The sequence below is a fragment of the Gracilibacillus orientalis genome (assembly GCF_900114645.1).
GTDB classification, from domain to species: domain Bacteria; phylum Bacillota; class Bacilli; order Bacillales; family Amphibacillaceae; genus Gracilibacillus; species Gracilibacillus orientalis.
Genome location: NZ_FOTR01000002.1, coordinates 422,322 through 438,892, shown reverse-complemented (window position 1 = coordinate 438,892; position 16,571 = coordinate 422,322). Strand labels below are relative to the sequence as shown.

General features: G+C 35.8%; 14 protein-coding genes. 11 read left to right on the top strand and 3 right to left on the bottom strand.

Translation table 11 applies throughout. From position 1 onward, the window contains the following. Positions 1 to 7: 7 nt before the first annotated feature. Positions 8 to 4,132 (top strand): carbohydrate-binding protein, encoded by a 4,125-nt coding sequence (locus BM121_RS05525; protein WP_245780742.1) that lies wholly within the window; start codon positions 8 to 10, stop codon positions 4,130 to 4,132. 116 nt (positions 4,133 to 4,248) lie between these two features. On the opposite strand, the gene BM121_RS05520 is transcribed toward BM121_RS05525, so the two are convergent. Both BM121_RS05520 and BM121_RS05515 read right to left on the bottom strand, forming a co-directional pair. Next, positions 4,249 to 5,166 (bottom strand): ABC transporter ATP-binding protein, encoded by a 918-nt coding sequence (locus BM121_RS05520; protein ID WP_091482206.1) that lies wholly within the window; start codon positions 5,164 to 5,166, stop codon positions 4,249 to 4,251. Then, entirely contained in the window at positions 5,167 to 5,865 is a 699-nt protein-coding gene (locus BM121_RS05515; RefSeq protein WP_091482204.1) for an ABC transporter permease, read from the bottom strand. 315 nt (positions 5,866 to 6,180) lie between these two features. On the opposite strand from BM121_RS05515, the gene BM121_RS05510 reads away from it, so the two are divergent. From BM121_RS05510 to BM121_RS05470, 9 genes are all read left to right on the top strand, one after another. Further along, positions 6,181 to 7,176, top strand: coding sequence for an NADPH:quinone oxidoreductase family protein (locus BM121_RS05510; RefSeq protein WP_091482202.1), 996 nt, complete (start codon positions 6,181 to 6,183; stop codon positions 7,174 to 7,176). 342 nt (positions 7,177 to 7,518) lie between these two features. Beyond that, complete coding sequence (locus tag BM121_RS05505) at positions 7,519 to 7,785, top strand: small, acid-soluble spore protein, alpha/beta type (RefSeq protein WP_091482412.1); 267 nt, start codon at positions 7,519 to 7,521, stop codon at positions 7,783 to 7,785. A 396-nt stretch (positions 7,786 to 8,181) separates the two neighbouring features. Continuing rightward, on the top strand, positions 8,182 to 10,134 hold the full coding sequence (locus BM121_RS05500) for a BglG family transcription antiterminator (RefSeq protein ID WP_175495331.1): 1,953 nt from the start codon (positions 8,182 to 8,184) through the stop codon (positions 10,132 to 10,134). Next, positions 10,131 to 10,574: a PTS sugar transporter subunit IIA gene (locus BM121_RS05495; protein ID WP_091482198.1), complete on the top strand. Its 444-nt coding sequence runs from the start codon at positions 10,131 to 10,133 to the stop codon at positions 10,572 to 10,574. The genes BM121_RS05500 and BM121_RS05495 overlap by 4 nt, the downstream gene beginning before the upstream one ends. Then, a complete protein-coding gene (locus tag BM121_RS05490; RefSeq protein WP_091482196.1) occupies positions 10,571 to 11,563 on the top strand; it encodes a 6-phosphofructokinase in 993 nt (330 codons plus the stop codon). Before BM121_RS05495 ends, BM121_RS05490 begins: the two co-directional genes overlap by 4 nt. Before the next feature lie 14 nt (positions 11,564 to 11,577). Continuing rightward, on the top strand, positions 11,578 to 11,868 hold the full coding sequence (locus BM121_RS05485; protein WP_091482194.1) for a PTS sugar transporter subunit IIB: 291 nt from the start codon (positions 11,578 to 11,580) through the stop codon (positions 11,866 to 11,868). Positions 11,869 to 11,883: 15 nt separating this feature from the next. After that, positions 11,884 to 13,170 carry a PTS sugar transporter subunit IIC gene (locus tag BM121_RS05480; RefSeq protein ID WP_245780741.1) on the top strand — a complete coding sequence of 429 codons (1,287 nt, stop codon included), beginning with the start codon at positions 11,884 to 11,886 and terminating at the stop codon, positions 13,168 to 13,170. A gap of 12 nt (positions 13,171 to 13,182) precedes the next feature. Further along, entirely contained in the window at positions 13,183 to 13,569 is a 387-nt protein-coding gene (locus BM121_RS05475; protein WP_091482190.1) for a tetratricopeptide repeat protein, read from the top strand. 14 nt (positions 13,570 to 13,583) lie between these two features. Next, positions 13,584 to 14,426, top strand: a complete 843-nt coding sequence (locus BM121_RS05470; RefSeq protein WP_091482188.1) for a class II fructose-bisphosphate aldolase — start codon at positions 13,584 to 13,586, stop codon at positions 14,424 to 14,426. 99 nt (positions 14,427 to 14,525) lie between these two features. On the opposite strand, the gene BM121_RS05465 is transcribed toward BM121_RS05470, so the two are convergent. Further along, positions 14,526 to 15,209, bottom strand: a complete 684-nt coding sequence (locus BM121_RS05465; protein WP_091482187.1) for a FadR/GntR family transcriptional regulator — start codon at positions 15,207 to 15,209, stop codon at positions 14,526 to 14,528. Between the two features lie 179 nt (positions 15,210 to 15,388). Here BM121_RS05465 and BM121_RS05460 point away from each other — a divergent pair, with 179 nt between their 5' ends. Continuing rightward, on the top strand, positions 15,389 to 16,546 hold the full coding sequence (locus tag BM121_RS05460) for a trans-sulfuration enzyme family protein (RefSeq protein WP_091482186.1): 1,158 nt from the start codon (positions 15,389 to 15,391) through the stop codon (positions 16,544 to 16,546). The last annotated feature ends 25 nt before the right edge of the window (positions 16,547 to 16,571 follow it).

The following is a 16,571-nucleotide window of genomic DNA, read 5'->3' as shown; positions in this document are numbered from 1 at the left end:
TATTACTTTGAAGTTATTGCGAATACTTCTTTTCTTTGTTGGAATTTTGGCGTTACCAAGTATGTCGTTTGCCTATAGTAATCCATTTGATGATTTACCTAAATCGTGGGAATGGGATAGTGGTGAATTTTATGGGGAAGGTGATCCCTATATTTTAAACCACAATGGGACGTATTATTTGTATGCAAGTACAGTGGACGATAAAAGCGGTGTAAAGGCGTGGACCTCAGAAGATCTGGTCAATTGGGAGTATGCTGGTCTTGTAACAGAAGAACCAAGTACATTAGCGGCCTATGCTCCTGAAGTCACCTATTGGAATGGAGCATTTTATATGTATACTTCACCTGGTGGTAATGGACATTATGTTTATAAAAGTACCAGTCCACTAGGGCCTTTTGAGTTGCAGACAGAAAACCTCGGCATGGGAATTGATGGGCATATATTTATTGATGATGACGGCAAGTGGTACTTTTATGGTACCGGTCAGGATTATATCAGTGCATTCGAAATGGAAGACCCTTACACATTCGGCCCAGAAATAAACACTGGTGCGGAAATGAATGGTTGGACAGAAGGTGCGACTGTATTTAAAAGGCATGGACAGTATTATATGACGTATACTGGTAATCATGTTTGGAGCAATGCCTATCGAATTGACTATGCTACAAGTGACTCACCAACCGGTAATTTTGAAGGGAGCACGCAAAATCCGATCTTAATTAACTCGGAAGGATCAAATGTTGGGTTAGGCCATAATTCAATAATAAGAGGTCCTGATCTTGATTCAGAGTTTATGGTCTATCATAGTCATGCAAAACCGGGGAGGTTTATGAATATCGATCGGATTGGCTGGAATGGTGACAAAATGGTCGTACTCGGACCAACTACATCTGAACAGCCTGATCCACTATTACCGGATTTTAGTGACCGTTTCAAACGAGAGGAAGTTGGTTCAGAATGGTCTACTGTTAATGGTGGAGAATGGTCGATTGTAAGCCATGATGACTCCTATGCAATGGAACAAGCTACAATAGCTGACGATTCATGGTATCGACAGGTAACTGCACATGAGACAGATGCGAATTATACAGCAGAATTCAATGCCGATATGATTGAAAAAGGAGATAGCTCTAACCCTCGTTTGGGCGCCGTATTTTCCTATCAAGATGAAGATAATTATGGATTAGCTGTATTAAGCCCTGAAAACAATAAACTGGAAACCTTTTTCCGTGTTGATGGTGAAGATTTAGAATGGGAAACATCATCACTACCAGAAGACTTTGATTATACAGCATTGCACCAAATCAGGGTGGAAAAAGAAAATACAGAGTTCAAGTTTTATGTTGATGGCATGCATAAACAAACAAGGAAGATTGAGGACATAGCGGGTGGAAAAATTGGATACACCACCATGGATGTTCATGCTTCGTTTGGTTATATCGCAACTAGTAATCAAGTGAATGGAAGTAACATATTTGATGAGTACAAGCCTTTACCAGGTACCATCGAGGCTGTTCATTATAATTCCGATGGAGAAGGAAAAGGATACCATTCCACAAAAGATGAAGTAATGGATACCTACCGCAAAGATCACGTTAACATCGGTCCTAATCCTGAAGGTGGATTAAGTGTGAATTCCCTCCAACAAGAAGAATGGCTAAACTATAATGTCAATATCGAAGAAGAGGCTACCTACGACTTTAATATGAGAATGGCGACACCTGAAGATAATACAAAAGTGAGGTTATGGTTAGACGGTGAAGTTGATTTAACTGGTATTGTTGATATGCCAAATACAGGTGGTTGGGATCAGTGGCAGAATATTTCGATTGATAAAGCCTCACTACCTCAAGGAGAACATACCATTAAGGTAGAAGTCATCGAAGGAGAAGTAAATTTTGCCAGCTTTGATGTAAACAAACATCAACCTGTATCTGTTTTGTTCGATGATTTTAATGATGGTTTAGATACAGGATGGGACCGGTATGAAGGTCAATGGAAAGTGGATACCAATACAGAGGCGACTAGCACGTTTGATGAACATAAACCAATTCCTGGATCAATCGAAGCAGGTCATTATATTACTGGTGGTGAAGGAGTAGGATATCATGATCGAACGACAGAAAATATTGGTGGAGAACTAAGAACAGATTCAGTCGATATTAGAAAAAAGCCAAATGGTGGTTATGCTGTCGGCTGGAATCAAACCGATGAATGGTTGAAGTATAATGTAGATGTCCAAGAAAGTGGACTATACAATCTTGAAATCGAATTGGCAACAACATTTACCGATGCAGAAGTTAGACTATGGTTGGACGATGACACTGACCTAACAGGTGTTGTAGACGTCCCTAGTACGGGTGATTGGAATAATTGGGAGACACTAACGATCGAAGACATAGAGCTTCCAAAGGGTGAGCATACCTTGAAATTAGAAATTGTTACTGGAGAATTTGACATGTCCACACTTAACTTCAGATCGTTTGATGTACACAAAGCCTTACCAGGAATGATCGAAGCGGTCGATTATAATTTAGGTGGCGAAGGAGTTGCCTATCATGATAAGACAGAAACAAATACTGGCGGAGAATTTAGAGATGATGGGGTAGATATCAAACAAGATTCTGCAGGTGAATTTGCTGTCGACAGCTTTGAGGAAGGTGAATGGATTAATTACGATGTCAACGTTGGTGAAGCAGGTGAATATAATCTTGACTTGATTGCCAATAATGCGAGTGAAAATACACAAATAAAAGTGCTATTAAATGATCAAACAGATTTAACCGGTGAGGTTGAAATTCCTGTTACGGAAACAGATACATGGACGCAAGTACCTATTACAGACCTTGCATTACCTGAAGGAAAACACACTTTGAAAATAGAGGTTGTTTCTGGAGAGCTTTCCTTATCAAAAATGATCTTCCATACATTTGATCAACCTCACACATTACCAGGAAAAGTAATGGCTGTTGATTATATGACAGGGGGAGAAGGTGAATCCTATCATGATAGCAATCCTGAAAATATAGGTGGAGAATACCGATATGATGGTGTAGATATACGTAACCATCCGGATGGTACGTTTAATATTAGTTGGAATCAAGCAGAGGAATGGTATAAGTACAATGTAGATATCGCAGAAGCTGGTGAATACGTATTAGATTTAAGTGTTACTAATGTTGTCCAAGGTAGTCAAGTAAGAGTTTGGTTAGATGATGAAGTAGATCTCACGGGTATCATCGATATTCCACAAACTGGTGGAATGGATAACTGGACAAGCGTTATACAAGAGAATATTTCGTTACCTGCGGGTCAACATACGATTAAAGTAGAAACAGTCAATGGTGAATTTGATTTTCACAGTTTCACTTTTCACCATAGTGATGAGTTTGAAATGGTGGAAAAAGAAGGTGTTTATCGTTCAGGAGCAGGTACCTTTGGTAAATCTGTAACTGGTGATAGTAATTGGAGTAACTATATTGTCGAAGCAGATATGCAAGTTGTAAATGGTGAAGGTGATGGTGGCATCTTGTTTAGGACTAATAATCCAGGACATGGTACAGAGCTCAACCATAACAGTCCTGATATGCTGCAGGGCTATGTAGCATATATCAATAATGATGGCGTGCATCTAGGCAAGCTTAATTATGATTGGAACTATTTAGAGGGTGCCAGTTTGGATGAACCGATTGATGAATGGCAGCATATCAAAGTTGATGTCAATGGAACCAACATCAAGGTTTACGTGGGCGACATGGATGAACCTAAAATTGATTACACTGACCATAGTGTAACTGCATTCACCCATGGAAAAGTAGGAGTTCGTACTTTCTATAGTGATACAAAGTATGATAACTTCCTGGTCAGACCATACCCAGACTATGACTCAACAAAAAAATTAGTGGAGAAGTACCATGATGATGGTGACATCGAGGATTCTTTCTATGAGTTGCTTCAAAATAAACTAAAGCAAGCACAACACCATCAAGAGAAAGGGAAAGTTGAACAGTCGACAAAACATTTAGGAGATATGCTTAAGCATTTAGATAAGCAGAAAGAGAAAGGGGAAATTTCTGAAGTTGCACACCAAATTATTTATGATAGTGTGCGGCAGATGATAGAAGATAAATAATGTTATTACTATTGTAAGGGCTTATTCGATTCTTGGATAAGTCTTTTTTTGTCTCAAATATATTCAGTAAGGATTGCCAGTGCCGGTTTGAACCCGGTATCTGGCACTCCTTATTACTATTTACTATTAATAAAAACATCTTCTAATGACTGTTGTTCCATTCTTAATTCAAATAATTGAAAACCAGAATGAATTAATTCTTTTGATAATTTTGCAATATCATTATCATGAGGAACATTGACAACAACATATTTCTTTTTCGTTGTAACAAATTGAACATTGAAATCCCAATTTGCTGATAACTCAGCTAATTTTTGCGATGTTAACGTAGGATTTGTTCGTATCGCTACACTTAATTCACTTGATGTATTATTTTTTAACTCATCAGGTGTACCAAGTTTTTTAACTTTCCCGTCACTTAGAATACCAACACGATCACTGATTTTATCAATTTCGTCTAAATTGTGAGATGTTAATAGAATCGTTTTACCTTGTTGTTGTAAATCAACAATTAATTTTCTAATGTTAATCGCTGACTCAGGGTCTAATCCTGATGTTGGTTCATCAAGGATAATTAAACTTGGATTACCTAATAACGCTTGTGCAATACTAATTTTCTTTTTCATACCAAATGAATAGGCTTTTATCTTTTTCTTTTCGGCACCTTCTAGACCAATGTCTTTCATCAATGCTATATAATCCTGTTTGGTACGTGTATCACCAGCCAGTTTACCCATATATCTTAAGAATTGAATACCCTTCATGTGATCATATAAGTTCGAAATATCCGGCATTACGCCAATTTTAGCCTTTACGTCATCAAGCTGCTGATCAGAAGTTCCTATTATCTCAAATGACCCGCTACTTTTATTGATAATGCCTGTTAACATATTGATAAAAGTTGATTTACCAGCTCCGTTATGTCCGATAAAGCCAAATACTTCACCCTCTTGAATTGTTAAATCTATCCCATTTAAGACATCTGTTGTACCGAAACGTTTTGCCAGTTGTGCTACGTTAATAATGTTCTTCATTTACAAATCCCTCCGTCTCATTATTACGACACTTATTAATAGATAGGCAATTCCAATAATCAGTAGTATCAGCATACTAAACGATGCATTTTCCATATAATTATATGGCAAAAGATATTTAAATGGGATCATATACCATTTATCAGAGAAAACGCTAACTAGTCCGACAATAGGAAGCGAAATACCTAGTATAATTCCTAGGAACATGGTTAACTTTGATTTCAGTACAATCGTTGAAATGAAGAGGACAAAGCTGATCGCATAAAATAAAAATAGTATAGTTTGTAGGTAATCTAGGAAATGCCAAGTACCTGAAATAACTGTTAAGATAACATAAGAAATTAAAATCGTTACAACCCAAAACAGCAATATTCCAATAAATTTTCCGATGACAATTTGCCAACGCGGGATCTTGGTAACGAGTAATCGTATGGTTCGCATTTCAATTTCTTTATTGATGATATCATGTGAAATAGCGAAAACAAACAAAAAGCCAAACATTAAAACAATAAGTGAAATGGCAGCAGTATAGATAGAACTTTCTGCCCCTCCAGTAGAAAAAAATTCCTCCACTAAACCTGGATTATTTTCAAAGAAACTAGCAGATTGATAGGAAATGAACGTTAAAAATAAGATGATTAGAATCGATCTTATACTTTTAAATGAATCAGTAAATTCGCGCCATAAAATATGTACCATAATACATTCTCCCCCTCTAAATTCTTCCGGTTCTCCAGTATCCATATATTACCTTATTTGTTATATCATATTATACTTTAACATATTTTTTTGAAATTCGACATCATTTAATAAAAATTAAATAATACTTAACTTAAAAATGTAATCTCGAGGTTTATAAAGTTGAAGTTGTGGCTATCGACCATTGTGCAAAAGTGTGACAAGCAGATATTATATGGACTGCAGTACTAACGAACCGTATGATTGATGGTATTAACAACGAATGATATGCTTTGGTTAATATGGATGTTCGTTTATTATGAAGGAGGACTAATAATGTCAGATAAATTTAATGCACTAGTAGTAAATAAACAAAACGAAGAATTTTCTGTTGGAGTTAAGGAACTAACCATTCAAGATTTACCAGAAGGAGAAGTGTTAATTCGTGTCCACTATTCCGGGATAAACTATAAAGATAGTCTCGCTGCTATTCCGAATGGCAATATTGTCCAAGAGTATCCGTTTGTACCTGGAATAGATCTAGCGGGTGTTGTTGTTTCATCTGATGATCCAAGCTTTAAGGAGGGAGACGAGGTCATTGCGACTAGCTATGAGATCGGTGTTTCCCGTTTTGGAGGATACAGTGAGCTTGCACGTATTAAGGCCGAGTGGCTTGTTCCACTTCCAAAAGGACTTTCACTAAAAGAAGCAATGATTATCGGAACAGCTGGCTTTACTGCAGCATTATCCGTTCAACGTCTAGAAGAAAATAATCTGTCTCCTGAAAATGGAAAGGTGCTAATCACAGGTGCAACTGGTGGTGTAGGTAGTTTTGCTGTATCCATCCTTGCTTCTCTCGGTTATCAGGTGGAAGCAAGTACAGGTAAAGAATCTGAGCATGATTATTTGCGAGGGCTTGGAGCCGATACCATTATTTCTCGTGATGAGGTATATGATGGAAAAATCAGAGTAATAGGGAAACAAAAGTGGGCAGCTGCTGTGGATCCAGTAGGTGGTGAACCTCTTGCCTCTGTCTTAAGCCAAATTCAATACGGAGGTTCGGTTGCAGTTAGTGGATTAACAGCGGGAACAAACTTGCCATCTACTGTTTTTCCATTCATCTTGAGAGGTGTTAATTTGCTTGGAATTGATTCGGTGTATTGTCCGATGAAAACAAGGGTGAAAACATGGGAGCGTTTAGCAACAGATATTAAACCGGCTAATTTGGAGGAGTTTGTTTCGCAAGAGGTTAGTTTGGAACAGCTTCCTGAGGTTCTTCCTACGTTATTGAAAGGGCAAGTGAGAGGGAGAATGCTCGTTAAATTAGTATAATGGAAAGGCTACCGGATGATTGGTATCCTTTAGTCATGTAATCATAAATTTCCCTATTAGAGTGGGCCTTTGTCTATAACATGTTTTTCAATCAAATGGTTGTAGTTCGACTTGGTGATTCATTTCATCAAGTCGTTTATTCGTTTCAGCCAATTATTGCTTATAAATTCTAGTTGAACGTAAAACATAATAATAAGAGGAGGTGTGCAAAGAGTAACGTAAAACCAATGAAATTAGTTTTAAGAATGTATGATGTTCAGGATTAAGTGAATAGTATTATTAAAAATGATGAATGAACAAATCATGATGGTGAAAACATTCCAAGAAAAGGACGTAAATAAAATGGCAAATAAGAATAAAATACTTGTTCCAGAAGCTAGAGAAGGATTGGATAAATTAAAAGCAAAAATCACTAATACAAATGATCCTCAAAAAGCAAAATACGAAGTAGCAGCAGAACAGCATGTATCACTTGAACAAGGGTATAATGGGAATATTAAAGCTAAAGATGCTGGAAAAATAGGTGGGAATATAGGCGGTAATATGGTCCAGGAATTAGTCAAGATGGGGCAACAACAGCTTCATCAAAATCGTAACGATTCTAATTAAATAAAGGGTCAGTTTTAGCAAGTCGTGCTAAACTGACCCTTAACATACAAATGCGTGGTCTCATTCCATCGTTATTCGTTTAATGCTACATCAGTTGCTATTGTGGTTCTTGTTGTCTGGAATTCGTATACTTGCAAGAACTCATCATAGAAGGATTAACAGCAAGCTCTACTAAAGGTTGGATTCGGTTACAGTTAGTGGATTTTCTAAATCATTGGTCGTAAACATAGGGCTAGGGCATTCTCGTTTGGGAAATGCTCCTTTTTGCGTGGTTAAAAAACGATACTTGAATAGCGTATAATATTATATAGGAAGTTTTCCGCTAAAGAGGAAAAAGTATAACTTAATAAAATGTAAGCACTTACTTATACTGAAAGCAGAAAGGGGCAAATGAAAATGAAGCTACTAAATAAAAGAGAGGTAGAAATTCTTCATTTGTTACGTAACAGTAAGGGGGTTCAGACGGGTAAAAGTCTTTCCTTGCTGTTAGAGGTTACAACAAGAACAATCAGAAATGATATTAAAAAATTGAATGAAACCATGTCGAAACATGGTGCGGAGATTGTGTCACACAAAGGAAAAGGGTATGAACTTGAAATTAGAGAGGATGATGCTTTTCAAAAGTTATATTCAGATTACATCACCATAATCCAGAACAATTCAACTATAAACATTCACAGGTCAGAAGGGGATGATTTAGAAGAACAAATTATTAGAAAAATATTAATGAATTGCCTTACAAACACGAGTGTTTATCAAGAAGAATTAGCTGAAGAATTGTTTATTAGTCTTTCCGCTTTAAAAAGCTATATTTCATTAGTCAAAACGAAAATCTCAAAATATGGATTAGAGCTAATAACAGATAGATTTAATGGGATTAAAGTGAAGGGAAATGAAGATAAAATAAGGTTTTGTATTTCCCAACATTTATTCAATCATCAAAGTATTGGTGTATATAATGATCTATTTCCTGATAACGAAATTAAGCGATTAAAAGATATTACTTTGCAAGTATTGTTAAGTAACCATTTGAAATTAACAGATGTCGCTCTTGAAAACTTAATTATCCATATCGAAATAACTATCAGGCGTTACCTAAACAATAGACTATTAGATTATCAAGTGAACATCACGGAAACTTTAAAAGCTACAAAAGAATACAAGGTTGCCAATGAAATTATTCAAGAAATAAATACGAAATTAAAAATTAATATCGAACCTGAGATTTTTTATATCACACAGCATCTTCTTGCAAGTAGCAGGTTATATAGAAAAGATATCGATTTTAAAGAATACAAAAAAATGGAAGACATGTTAGATAAGGTACTCCATGAAATTAAAGAGAAAACATCGATTAATTTCAGTGGTGATCGGAAGTTGGTTGATGGATTAATCATTCACCTTAGTGTTGCTTTAAAAAGAATTGAATATCAAATGAATATTAGAAATGAAGTGCTTAACAGCATCAAGAATAATTATCCGCTGGCATTTCAGCTTGCTGCTATTGCAAGTAACAAAATCTATGAGCTTACTAATTTACACATTGATGAAAACGAAATAGGATTTTTAGCTATCCACTTCGGGGTAGCTCTTGAGAAAAAAGGATTGAATAATCAGGATGTCAAAAAAATTATGATAGTTTGTGGTTCAGGTCTTGCTACCGCTTCATTAATCAGGGAAAAAATATTAAATTATTATGGCCATCAGGTAAGTGTGGTAGAAACGATAAGCTTAATAGAATTTAATGAGTCCTTGCTTGAACAGGTAGATATAGTGGTCTCAACCGTTCCGATTGATATAGAATCCGATAAAATCTTCACAGTTAATCCTATTTTAAGTAATAATGACTTATCACTGATTAAGCGCAAAGTCATGGAAGATAGGCATGAAACAGATGTAATACATTTTAGTAATATATTCAAAAGTGACCTATTTATCAAAAATATAGATCTGCCATCTAAAGAAGAAGTCCTGCATTTCATCACAAACCTAATGCATTCGAAGCAGTACATTGATCAGTATACAAAACAATCGATATACGAAAGAGAAAGAATGGCATCGACAGAACTCAGTAATTTACTAGCTATTCCACACCCACTAGACAATAACATGCAAGAAACAACTATCGCTGTTTGTATTCTGAATAAACCGATTATTTGGGATAGAGAGAAGGTGCAGGTAATCATCATATTAAGCGTTCCTAAGGATAAACAAAAGACTTGGGAAGTTATATTTAAACAACTTTACTTTTTCTTAATAGAAGAATTTGGAATCACCAAATTAATATCCACTTATGACTATGATGATTTTATAAGAAATTTAAGTAAGTACAAGGAGAAAAGCTTATGACAGAAACTTATTTCACCAAAGATAATGTTCAATTTAATGTTGAGGTAAATGATTGGAAGGATGCAATATATAAAAGTGTTGCTTTGTTAAGAAAAAATGGATTTGTTACAGATGATTATGCAACAGAAGTAATCAACAATGTAAAGAAATATGGACCATATATAGTTATATATCCTGGTATTGCAATCCCGCATACCAGACCAGAAAACGGAGCATTAAAGGTAGGGGTGAGTTTAGTAACGTTAAAAACGCCAGTATATTTTAAAGATACGTCATCACCAGTCAAAATTATGATTAGCTTTTCAGCGACAGACAATGAGCAGCATTTAGAAATTATTAAAATGATTGTGAAAATCGTGGAAAACGGCTTAATAGATAAAATATCCACTATGACTTCATTAGCCGATTTAAATAATTTGATAGGGGATGGTATTTCATGAAAAAAGTCGCTCTTATTACAAGTGGTGGAGATGGAGCGGGTATTAATTCCACGATTGACATGATTTCGAACAATCATAATATTGATCTATATGGTTTTCATGGTGGATACAACGGTATTCTCACAAACGATCCAATTCATTTAACACCGCAGTACGGGGAAAATAAAGTACTTGATGGGATTCACTATGTTCAAACAGGTAGAAGCGATCTACCTTATACGCAAGTGGGTAGGGACAAATTGCACAGAAAACTGAAGTCAGATGGTTTTGACTGCCTAATCGTATGTGGTGGCAATGGTTCACAAAAAGCAGCACAATTACTTCATGATGAAGGGACTAACACCATATTCGTACCAATGACAGTAGATAACGATATAATTGGTAGCGATTACAGCATAGGCTTCGATACGGCTTTAAATAAATTGATCGATCTTTTATACGGACTTCATGATACGGCTGCCAATATGCCAGGAAGGATATTTATGGTTGAAGTTTTAGGAGGTAATTCTGGAAATCTAGCATTAGAAAGTGCTATCGCCGGTGCTGGCGATCTAGCAATTGTTCCAGAATACTCTACAAAAAAGAGTGCGATAACAATGATGATAAAGAAAAAATTACAACAAAAGAAATCTTTAATTATAATTTGCTCAGAATCTGCTTACGAAGATAACAATTATCAATCCGGAAATCAAGGCGTTTCTTTTGAGATTGCTGCATCTATCAAAGAAGGTACCGGGATAAGAGTAAGAAAATCAATAGTAGGCTATTATATTAGAGCTGGTAGACCCTCATTTAAGGATGCATCGTTTGCCGCGAAGATAGGTGCAAAAGTGGCACAATGCATTATCGATAATCATTTCGGTGTGATGGTTGGTGTAAGCAATGATCAAATACAAACATTTCCATTTAATCAAATAAGGAAACAATTTAGTGGTCTTCACCCTCAAACAGTTGAAATTGCTAAACAATATCAAAAGATAATCTATTAAAAGGAGGTGAGAACATGTTACAAATATTAGTCGTATGTGGAGCGGGTTTAGGTAGTAGCTTTGCTTGCCAAATGAGTGTGGAAAGTGTCCTGCAAGATATTGGAGTGAAAGCATCTGTAGATCATTCAGATATTTCATCTGCCGCAGGGACAAGAGCTGACATTATTATTTCAGGTAAAAATTTCGAATCGCAATTTAGAAGATACGATTTATCAATGGATCTAATTTTTTTGGATCGTCTAGTAGACAAGAAGGAAATTGAAGAAAAACTAGTTCCCGTTTTAAAGTCAAAAGGAGCGTTATAAATAAAGGGGGTTATCATGATGGTAGTCATTGACTTTATTATAAATAGTATCTTAACACAGGCTTCTATCACCATCGCATTAATTGCGTTTGCTGGACTATTACTGCAGCGAAAGCCCTTTGGTGAAGTAATGTCTGGCAGTTTTAAGACAATGTTAGGATTTTTGGTTCTATCTGCGGGTTCTTCGATCATTGTTGGTTCACTACTATATTTTGGCGATATTTTCTCAGAAGGCTTTGGAATGGAAGGTATCGTACCATCTATTGAGGCCATTAATGGGCAAGCAATGAATGACTTAGGATTAGCAAATCAAATAGCATTAACATTTCTGGCTATATTTATCTTTAACATTATTTTGGCTAGATTCACCAGATGGAAATATATTTTCTTAACAGGTCAGGCAATATTATGGATGGCTACAATGACAACTGTATTTGGCAGTGCGGCGGGCTTATCCGGTATAGGATTAATTCTTGTCGGTGGTTTAGTCGGTGGTGTTTTTGCCGTAGCAATGCCTGCCATTGCACAACCGATTGTAAAGAAAATTACGGGAACAGATGATATAGCGTTAGGGCATTTTTGTACTATTGGCTATATGTTTGCAGCTGGAATTTCCAAAGTCGTTGGTAAAAATTCAGACTCTACCGAAAATATTAAATTTCCAAAAGGGTTAGGATTTCTATCTGATACGTACCTGTCCGTAGCTATGGTGATGGTACCGCTATATGTCATTACCTCCATCTTTGCAGGAGGTGAATTTGGATCAGAGCTATCCGGCGATGTGAATTATATCGTCTATGCTTTCTTACAAGCTGTTCAATTCGTTGTAGGTGTATATGTTCTACTTTCTGGTGTTCGATTATTATTAGCTGAAATTGTGCCAGCATTTAGAGGTATTGCACTAAAAGTTGTACCTGATGCAAAGCCAGCATTAGATTGTCCAGTATTATTCCCATATGCACCGAATGCAGTGACAGCAGGATTCATTACGACAACGATTGGTACAGTTATCGCAATGTTTGTGCTTCCATGGTTTGGATTAGCTATGATTTTGCCTGGTATGCTAACTAACTTCTTTGCAGGAGGAACAGCAGGTATATTTATGAATGCAGTCGGAGGAAAAAGAGGCGTACTAATCGGCGGTATAGCACATGGATTCTTTATTACCTTACTTCCAGCTCTACTAGTACCACATTTGAATAGTCTCGGATTTGTTAATACAACAGCAACAGATGTTGATACAGTAACTGCTGGTTTATTATTTGAATGGTTTATCCAGCCGATAATGAATTTATTTGCATAAAGGAGGGAGACGATGCCATTTTTTAAAAAGAAAAAGAAAGAAAACGAGACAAAAACAGTACAGCAGCAGGAGGTAAAAAAAGAACATCTCTCAGAACAAATTGAAGAATATTTAACAAAATTGGAAAGTACCGAAAGTGAAGATCAAATACACATTTTCAATATGTTAGGCAGTTTATATTTTGAAATGGAAGATCATGATAATGCTATTAAGTATTATGAGAAAAGTATTGATCAAAACAAGACTTTAGGAAAAGTATTTACGGATTTGATTAAGCTCTACAATATTAAAAGAAAAGAAGCTACAAAAGAAGGAGATCGTGAAGCAGTACAAGTATATTTACAAAAATCTGATGACCTTATGAAACTAACGAAAGACACCATAAGGGGAAACATGTAGAGAGGGGATAAAATATGTTGAAAAGTTTGGATCAATTATTTGAAGAGAACGAAGGAAAGCGGGCTATAGGCTCCTTTAATGTTCACTGTCTGGAAATGTTACCTGCCATGTTAGAAGGTGCAAAGGAACTCAACGCACCGATTATTATTCAAACATCTCCCGGAACAGCTGAATATATAGGACTGGATTTATTGGTATCTAGTATTGAAACGTTATCGAACAGATTAGAGATAAATGTTTGCCTACACATGGATCATTGTAAATCTATTGATTTTCTAAAAAAAGCGATGGATGCAGGATACACTTCCGTTATGTATGACGGTTCCAGTTTAGACATTGATGAAAATATTAAAAACACAAAAATAGTGACAGATTATGCCAAATCTAGAAATGCTTCAGTAGAAGGTGAAGTCGGAACAATCGGCGGAGCTGAAGATGGTATGGTGGTATCCGAAGAAGACGCCATTTATACTCACCCTGAAGATGCTTATAAATTTGTCAGAGAAACGGGAGTAGATGCAATAGCTGTGGCGATAGGAACGACACATGGTCAGTATAAATCAAAAGCAAAAATTAATTTTGAATTATTAGCTGAGCTTTCTACCAACATGGAAGCTGTTGGATTAGTACTTCATGGAGGTACCGGTGTATCGGATGAAGACATGAGAAAATGTGTTTCTCAAGGAATGAAAAAAGTAAATGTTGGAACAGAATTGAACAAATCTTATATTGAAGAAGTTAATAAAACATTCTCTTCAGCAACGCCATTAACTTCTTTAAGAAAACTTCTATTACCTGCCAATAATAGAATAAAAGATATCGTGATCGAAAAATCAAAACTGTTCCAACTAATGTAAACAATATTATATCATGAACTTCAAATTATTAACAGAAAGAAAGCAACCTTTATCACCATAAGGGTTGCTTTCTTCCGTTTTTTCTCAGTATGGTCTTATTTAAATATCTTTAATCGAAGTTCTAACCGAATCCATGATTTTCAAAAAAGCATCATTAGCCTTTTCAGGATCCTGATCTTTTATAGCTTGTAGCATATCTTCATGATAAGGATAGCTTTTATCAAATATATCTTCAATGCCAAATGGTTCGTTCCAAAATTGATGAAAGGTATCCCAAACAGAATCAATAATACTTTTCAACATCCCGTTTTTTGCCGCTTCGTAAATAGTTTGATGGAATAACGAGTCAGAAAGATTTGCTTTTTCTCTTTCATTATTGTTGATACACCTAATATATTCCTTTAAGTGGTATTCCATCTTCTCAATATCAGCTTGCGTCGCTTTTCTTGCGGCTAAATCTACAGCTTTCCCTTCTAAAGCAACCCTGACTTCTAAAACTTCTAATAAAAATTGCCGTTCATTTTCAATTTCGAAGGCAGTCTGAATATGAAAAGGTTTATTATGTTTCACGTAGGTACCTTTTCCGTTTAAGATTTCTACATATCCTTGTGTTTCTAACAACTGCAGCGCCTCTCTTAGTGAAGATCTGCCAATGCCCAAGGTCTCGATGAGTGAAGTAATGGGCGGGAGTTTGTCTCCTTCATTGAGTTTTTGCGTTTTTATATAATTTTTTATTTCATCCGCGACTATTTCCGAAAGTCGTTGTTTTTTTAATATTTTCATGCTATTCACCTCTAAAAGATCATGTTTTAAGTGTATAATATCATCGCTTATTTATCCAATTATACAAAAAGATAAACATCAGAATATTCTGACCTATCATACAGGTTGAAAGTATGATAGAATATTCAAAAATCAATTTAATGTTCAAGCATATCTTTAGAAAGAAGGTTGAGTAATTTATGACGTACACTGATGAAGAAATCTGCACTCAGTTTGGGGAGGATCCCCATAAACATAATGGTGCAGTTACACCTCCTATCTATCAGACGAGTCTTTTTGCCTTTAGAAGTTTTAAGGAGTTTACAGAAGCACAAAAACTAGAAAGAGAAAACTATGTGTATTCTAGAGGGGTTAATCCTACTGTTAATATTCTAGAGAGGAAATTAGCAGCTCTTGAAAAGGGGGAGCAATGTAAATGCTTTAGTTCAGGAATGGGAGCAATCAGTGCAATGTTTTTTACGCTTCTAAAAAGCGGAGATCATGTTGTATTGATCAATAATATTTATGGGGCAACTACACAGTTGATTAAGTATCTATCAAAGTTCAACATATCGTATAGTTTTGTAGATCATCAGTTAACCAATATTCATGAAGCGATCCAAGACAATACCAAATTGATTTACGTAGAAAGCCCAGGAACAATGTTAATGAAAGTGGTTGATCTTCAAGCGATAGCACAATTGGCCAAATCTAAGGGAATAATTACAGCGATTGATAATACATGGTCTACCCCAATTTTTCAAAAACCGTTAACCCTAGGATTCAATTTGTCGATCCATTCGCTTACGAAGTATATAGGTGGTCATAGTGATGTAGTTGGTGGAGCTGTTATAGGTGATCAGGCTTTAGTTGACGATATTTTTCAGTATGGATATCAGCTGAATGGTGCTGTACTTGGAGCACATGATGCGTATTTAATTAATCGAGGATTACGTACCTTACCAATCCGTCTCAAACAACACCAAGAGAATGCTTTAAAGGTTATCGATTATTTACGTACGAAACATGAAATTGTTAAAATTCATCACCCAAGTCTAGAAAAGAGTCAATTTCCTTTCTTAGAAAAACAAATGAAGGGGTTTTCAGGTTTACTAAGTTTTGAGCTCAAAGACGCTAACTTTGCTAGTGTTTCTAAATTTATTGATGCCTTATCAATATTTAAAATCGGTGTCAGCTGGGGAGGGTTTGAAAGCTTAGTAACATCTCCAGTGAAAGATAATAACGAACAGCAGCTAATAGAAGAAGGTATATCTCCAGGACTAATTCGTTTATCGATCGGGCTAGAAGGTGCAGAATTGCAGATCAACGATTTAGAAAAAGCATATCGACAGTTATAAAAAATTTGTTTTTAAGGGAGAGCTT

What these genes read in the sequence shown, in the direction of transcription:
- BM121_RS05520 (WP_091482206.1), bottom strand. Translation starts at nt 5,166, where the DNA reads ATGAAGAACATTATTAACGTAGCACAACTGGCAAAACGTTTCGGTACA.
- BM121_RS05515 (WP_091482204.1), bottom strand. Translation starts at nt 5,865, where the DNA reads ATGGTACATATTTTATGGCGCGAATTTACTGATTCATTTAAAAGTATA.
- BM121_RS05510 (WP_091482202.1), top strand. Translation starts at nt 6,181, where the DNA reads ATGTCAGATAAATTTAATGCACTAGTAGTAAATAAACAAAACGAAGAA.
- BM121_RS05505 (WP_091482412.1), top strand. Translation starts at nt 7,519, where the DNA reads ATGGCAAATAAGAATAAAATACTTGTTCCAGAAGCTAGAGAAGGATTG.
- BM121_RS05500 (WP_175495331.1), top strand. Translation starts at nt 8,182, where the DNA reads ATGAAGCTACTAAATAAAAGAGAGGTAGAAATTCTTCATTTGTTACGT.
- BM121_RS05495 (WP_091482198.1), top strand. Translation starts at nt 10,131, where the DNA reads ATGACAGAAACTTATTTCACCAAAGATAATGTTCAATTTAATGTTGAG.
- BM121_RS05490 (WP_091482196.1), top strand. Translation starts at nt 10,571, where the DNA reads ATGAAAAAAGTCGCTCTTATTACAAGTGGTGGAGATGGAGCGGGTATT.
- BM121_RS05485 (WP_091482194.1), top strand. Translation starts at nt 11,578, where the DNA reads ATGTTACAAATATTAGTCGTATGTGGAGCGGGTTTAGGTAGTAGCTTT.
- BM121_RS05480 (WP_245780741.1), top strand. Translation starts at nt 11,884, where the DNA reads ATGATGGTAGTCATTGACTTTATTATAAATAGTATCTTAACACAGGCT.
- BM121_RS05475 (WP_091482190.1), top strand. Translation starts at nt 13,183, where the DNA reads ATGCCATTTTTTAAAAAGAAAAAGAAAGAAAACGAGACAAAAACAGTA.
- BM121_RS05470 (WP_091482188.1), top strand. Translation starts at nt 13,584, where the DNA reads ATGTTGAAAAGTTTGGATCAATTATTTGAAGAGAACGAAGGAAAGCGG.
- BM121_RS05465 (WP_091482187.1), bottom strand. Translation starts at nt 15,209, where the DNA reads ATGAAAATATTAAAAAAACAACGACTTTCGGAAATAGTCGCGGATGAA.
- BM121_RS05460 (WP_091482186.1), top strand. Translation starts at nt 15,389, where the DNA reads ATGACGTACACTGATGAAGAAATCTGCACTCAGTTTGGGGAGGATCCC.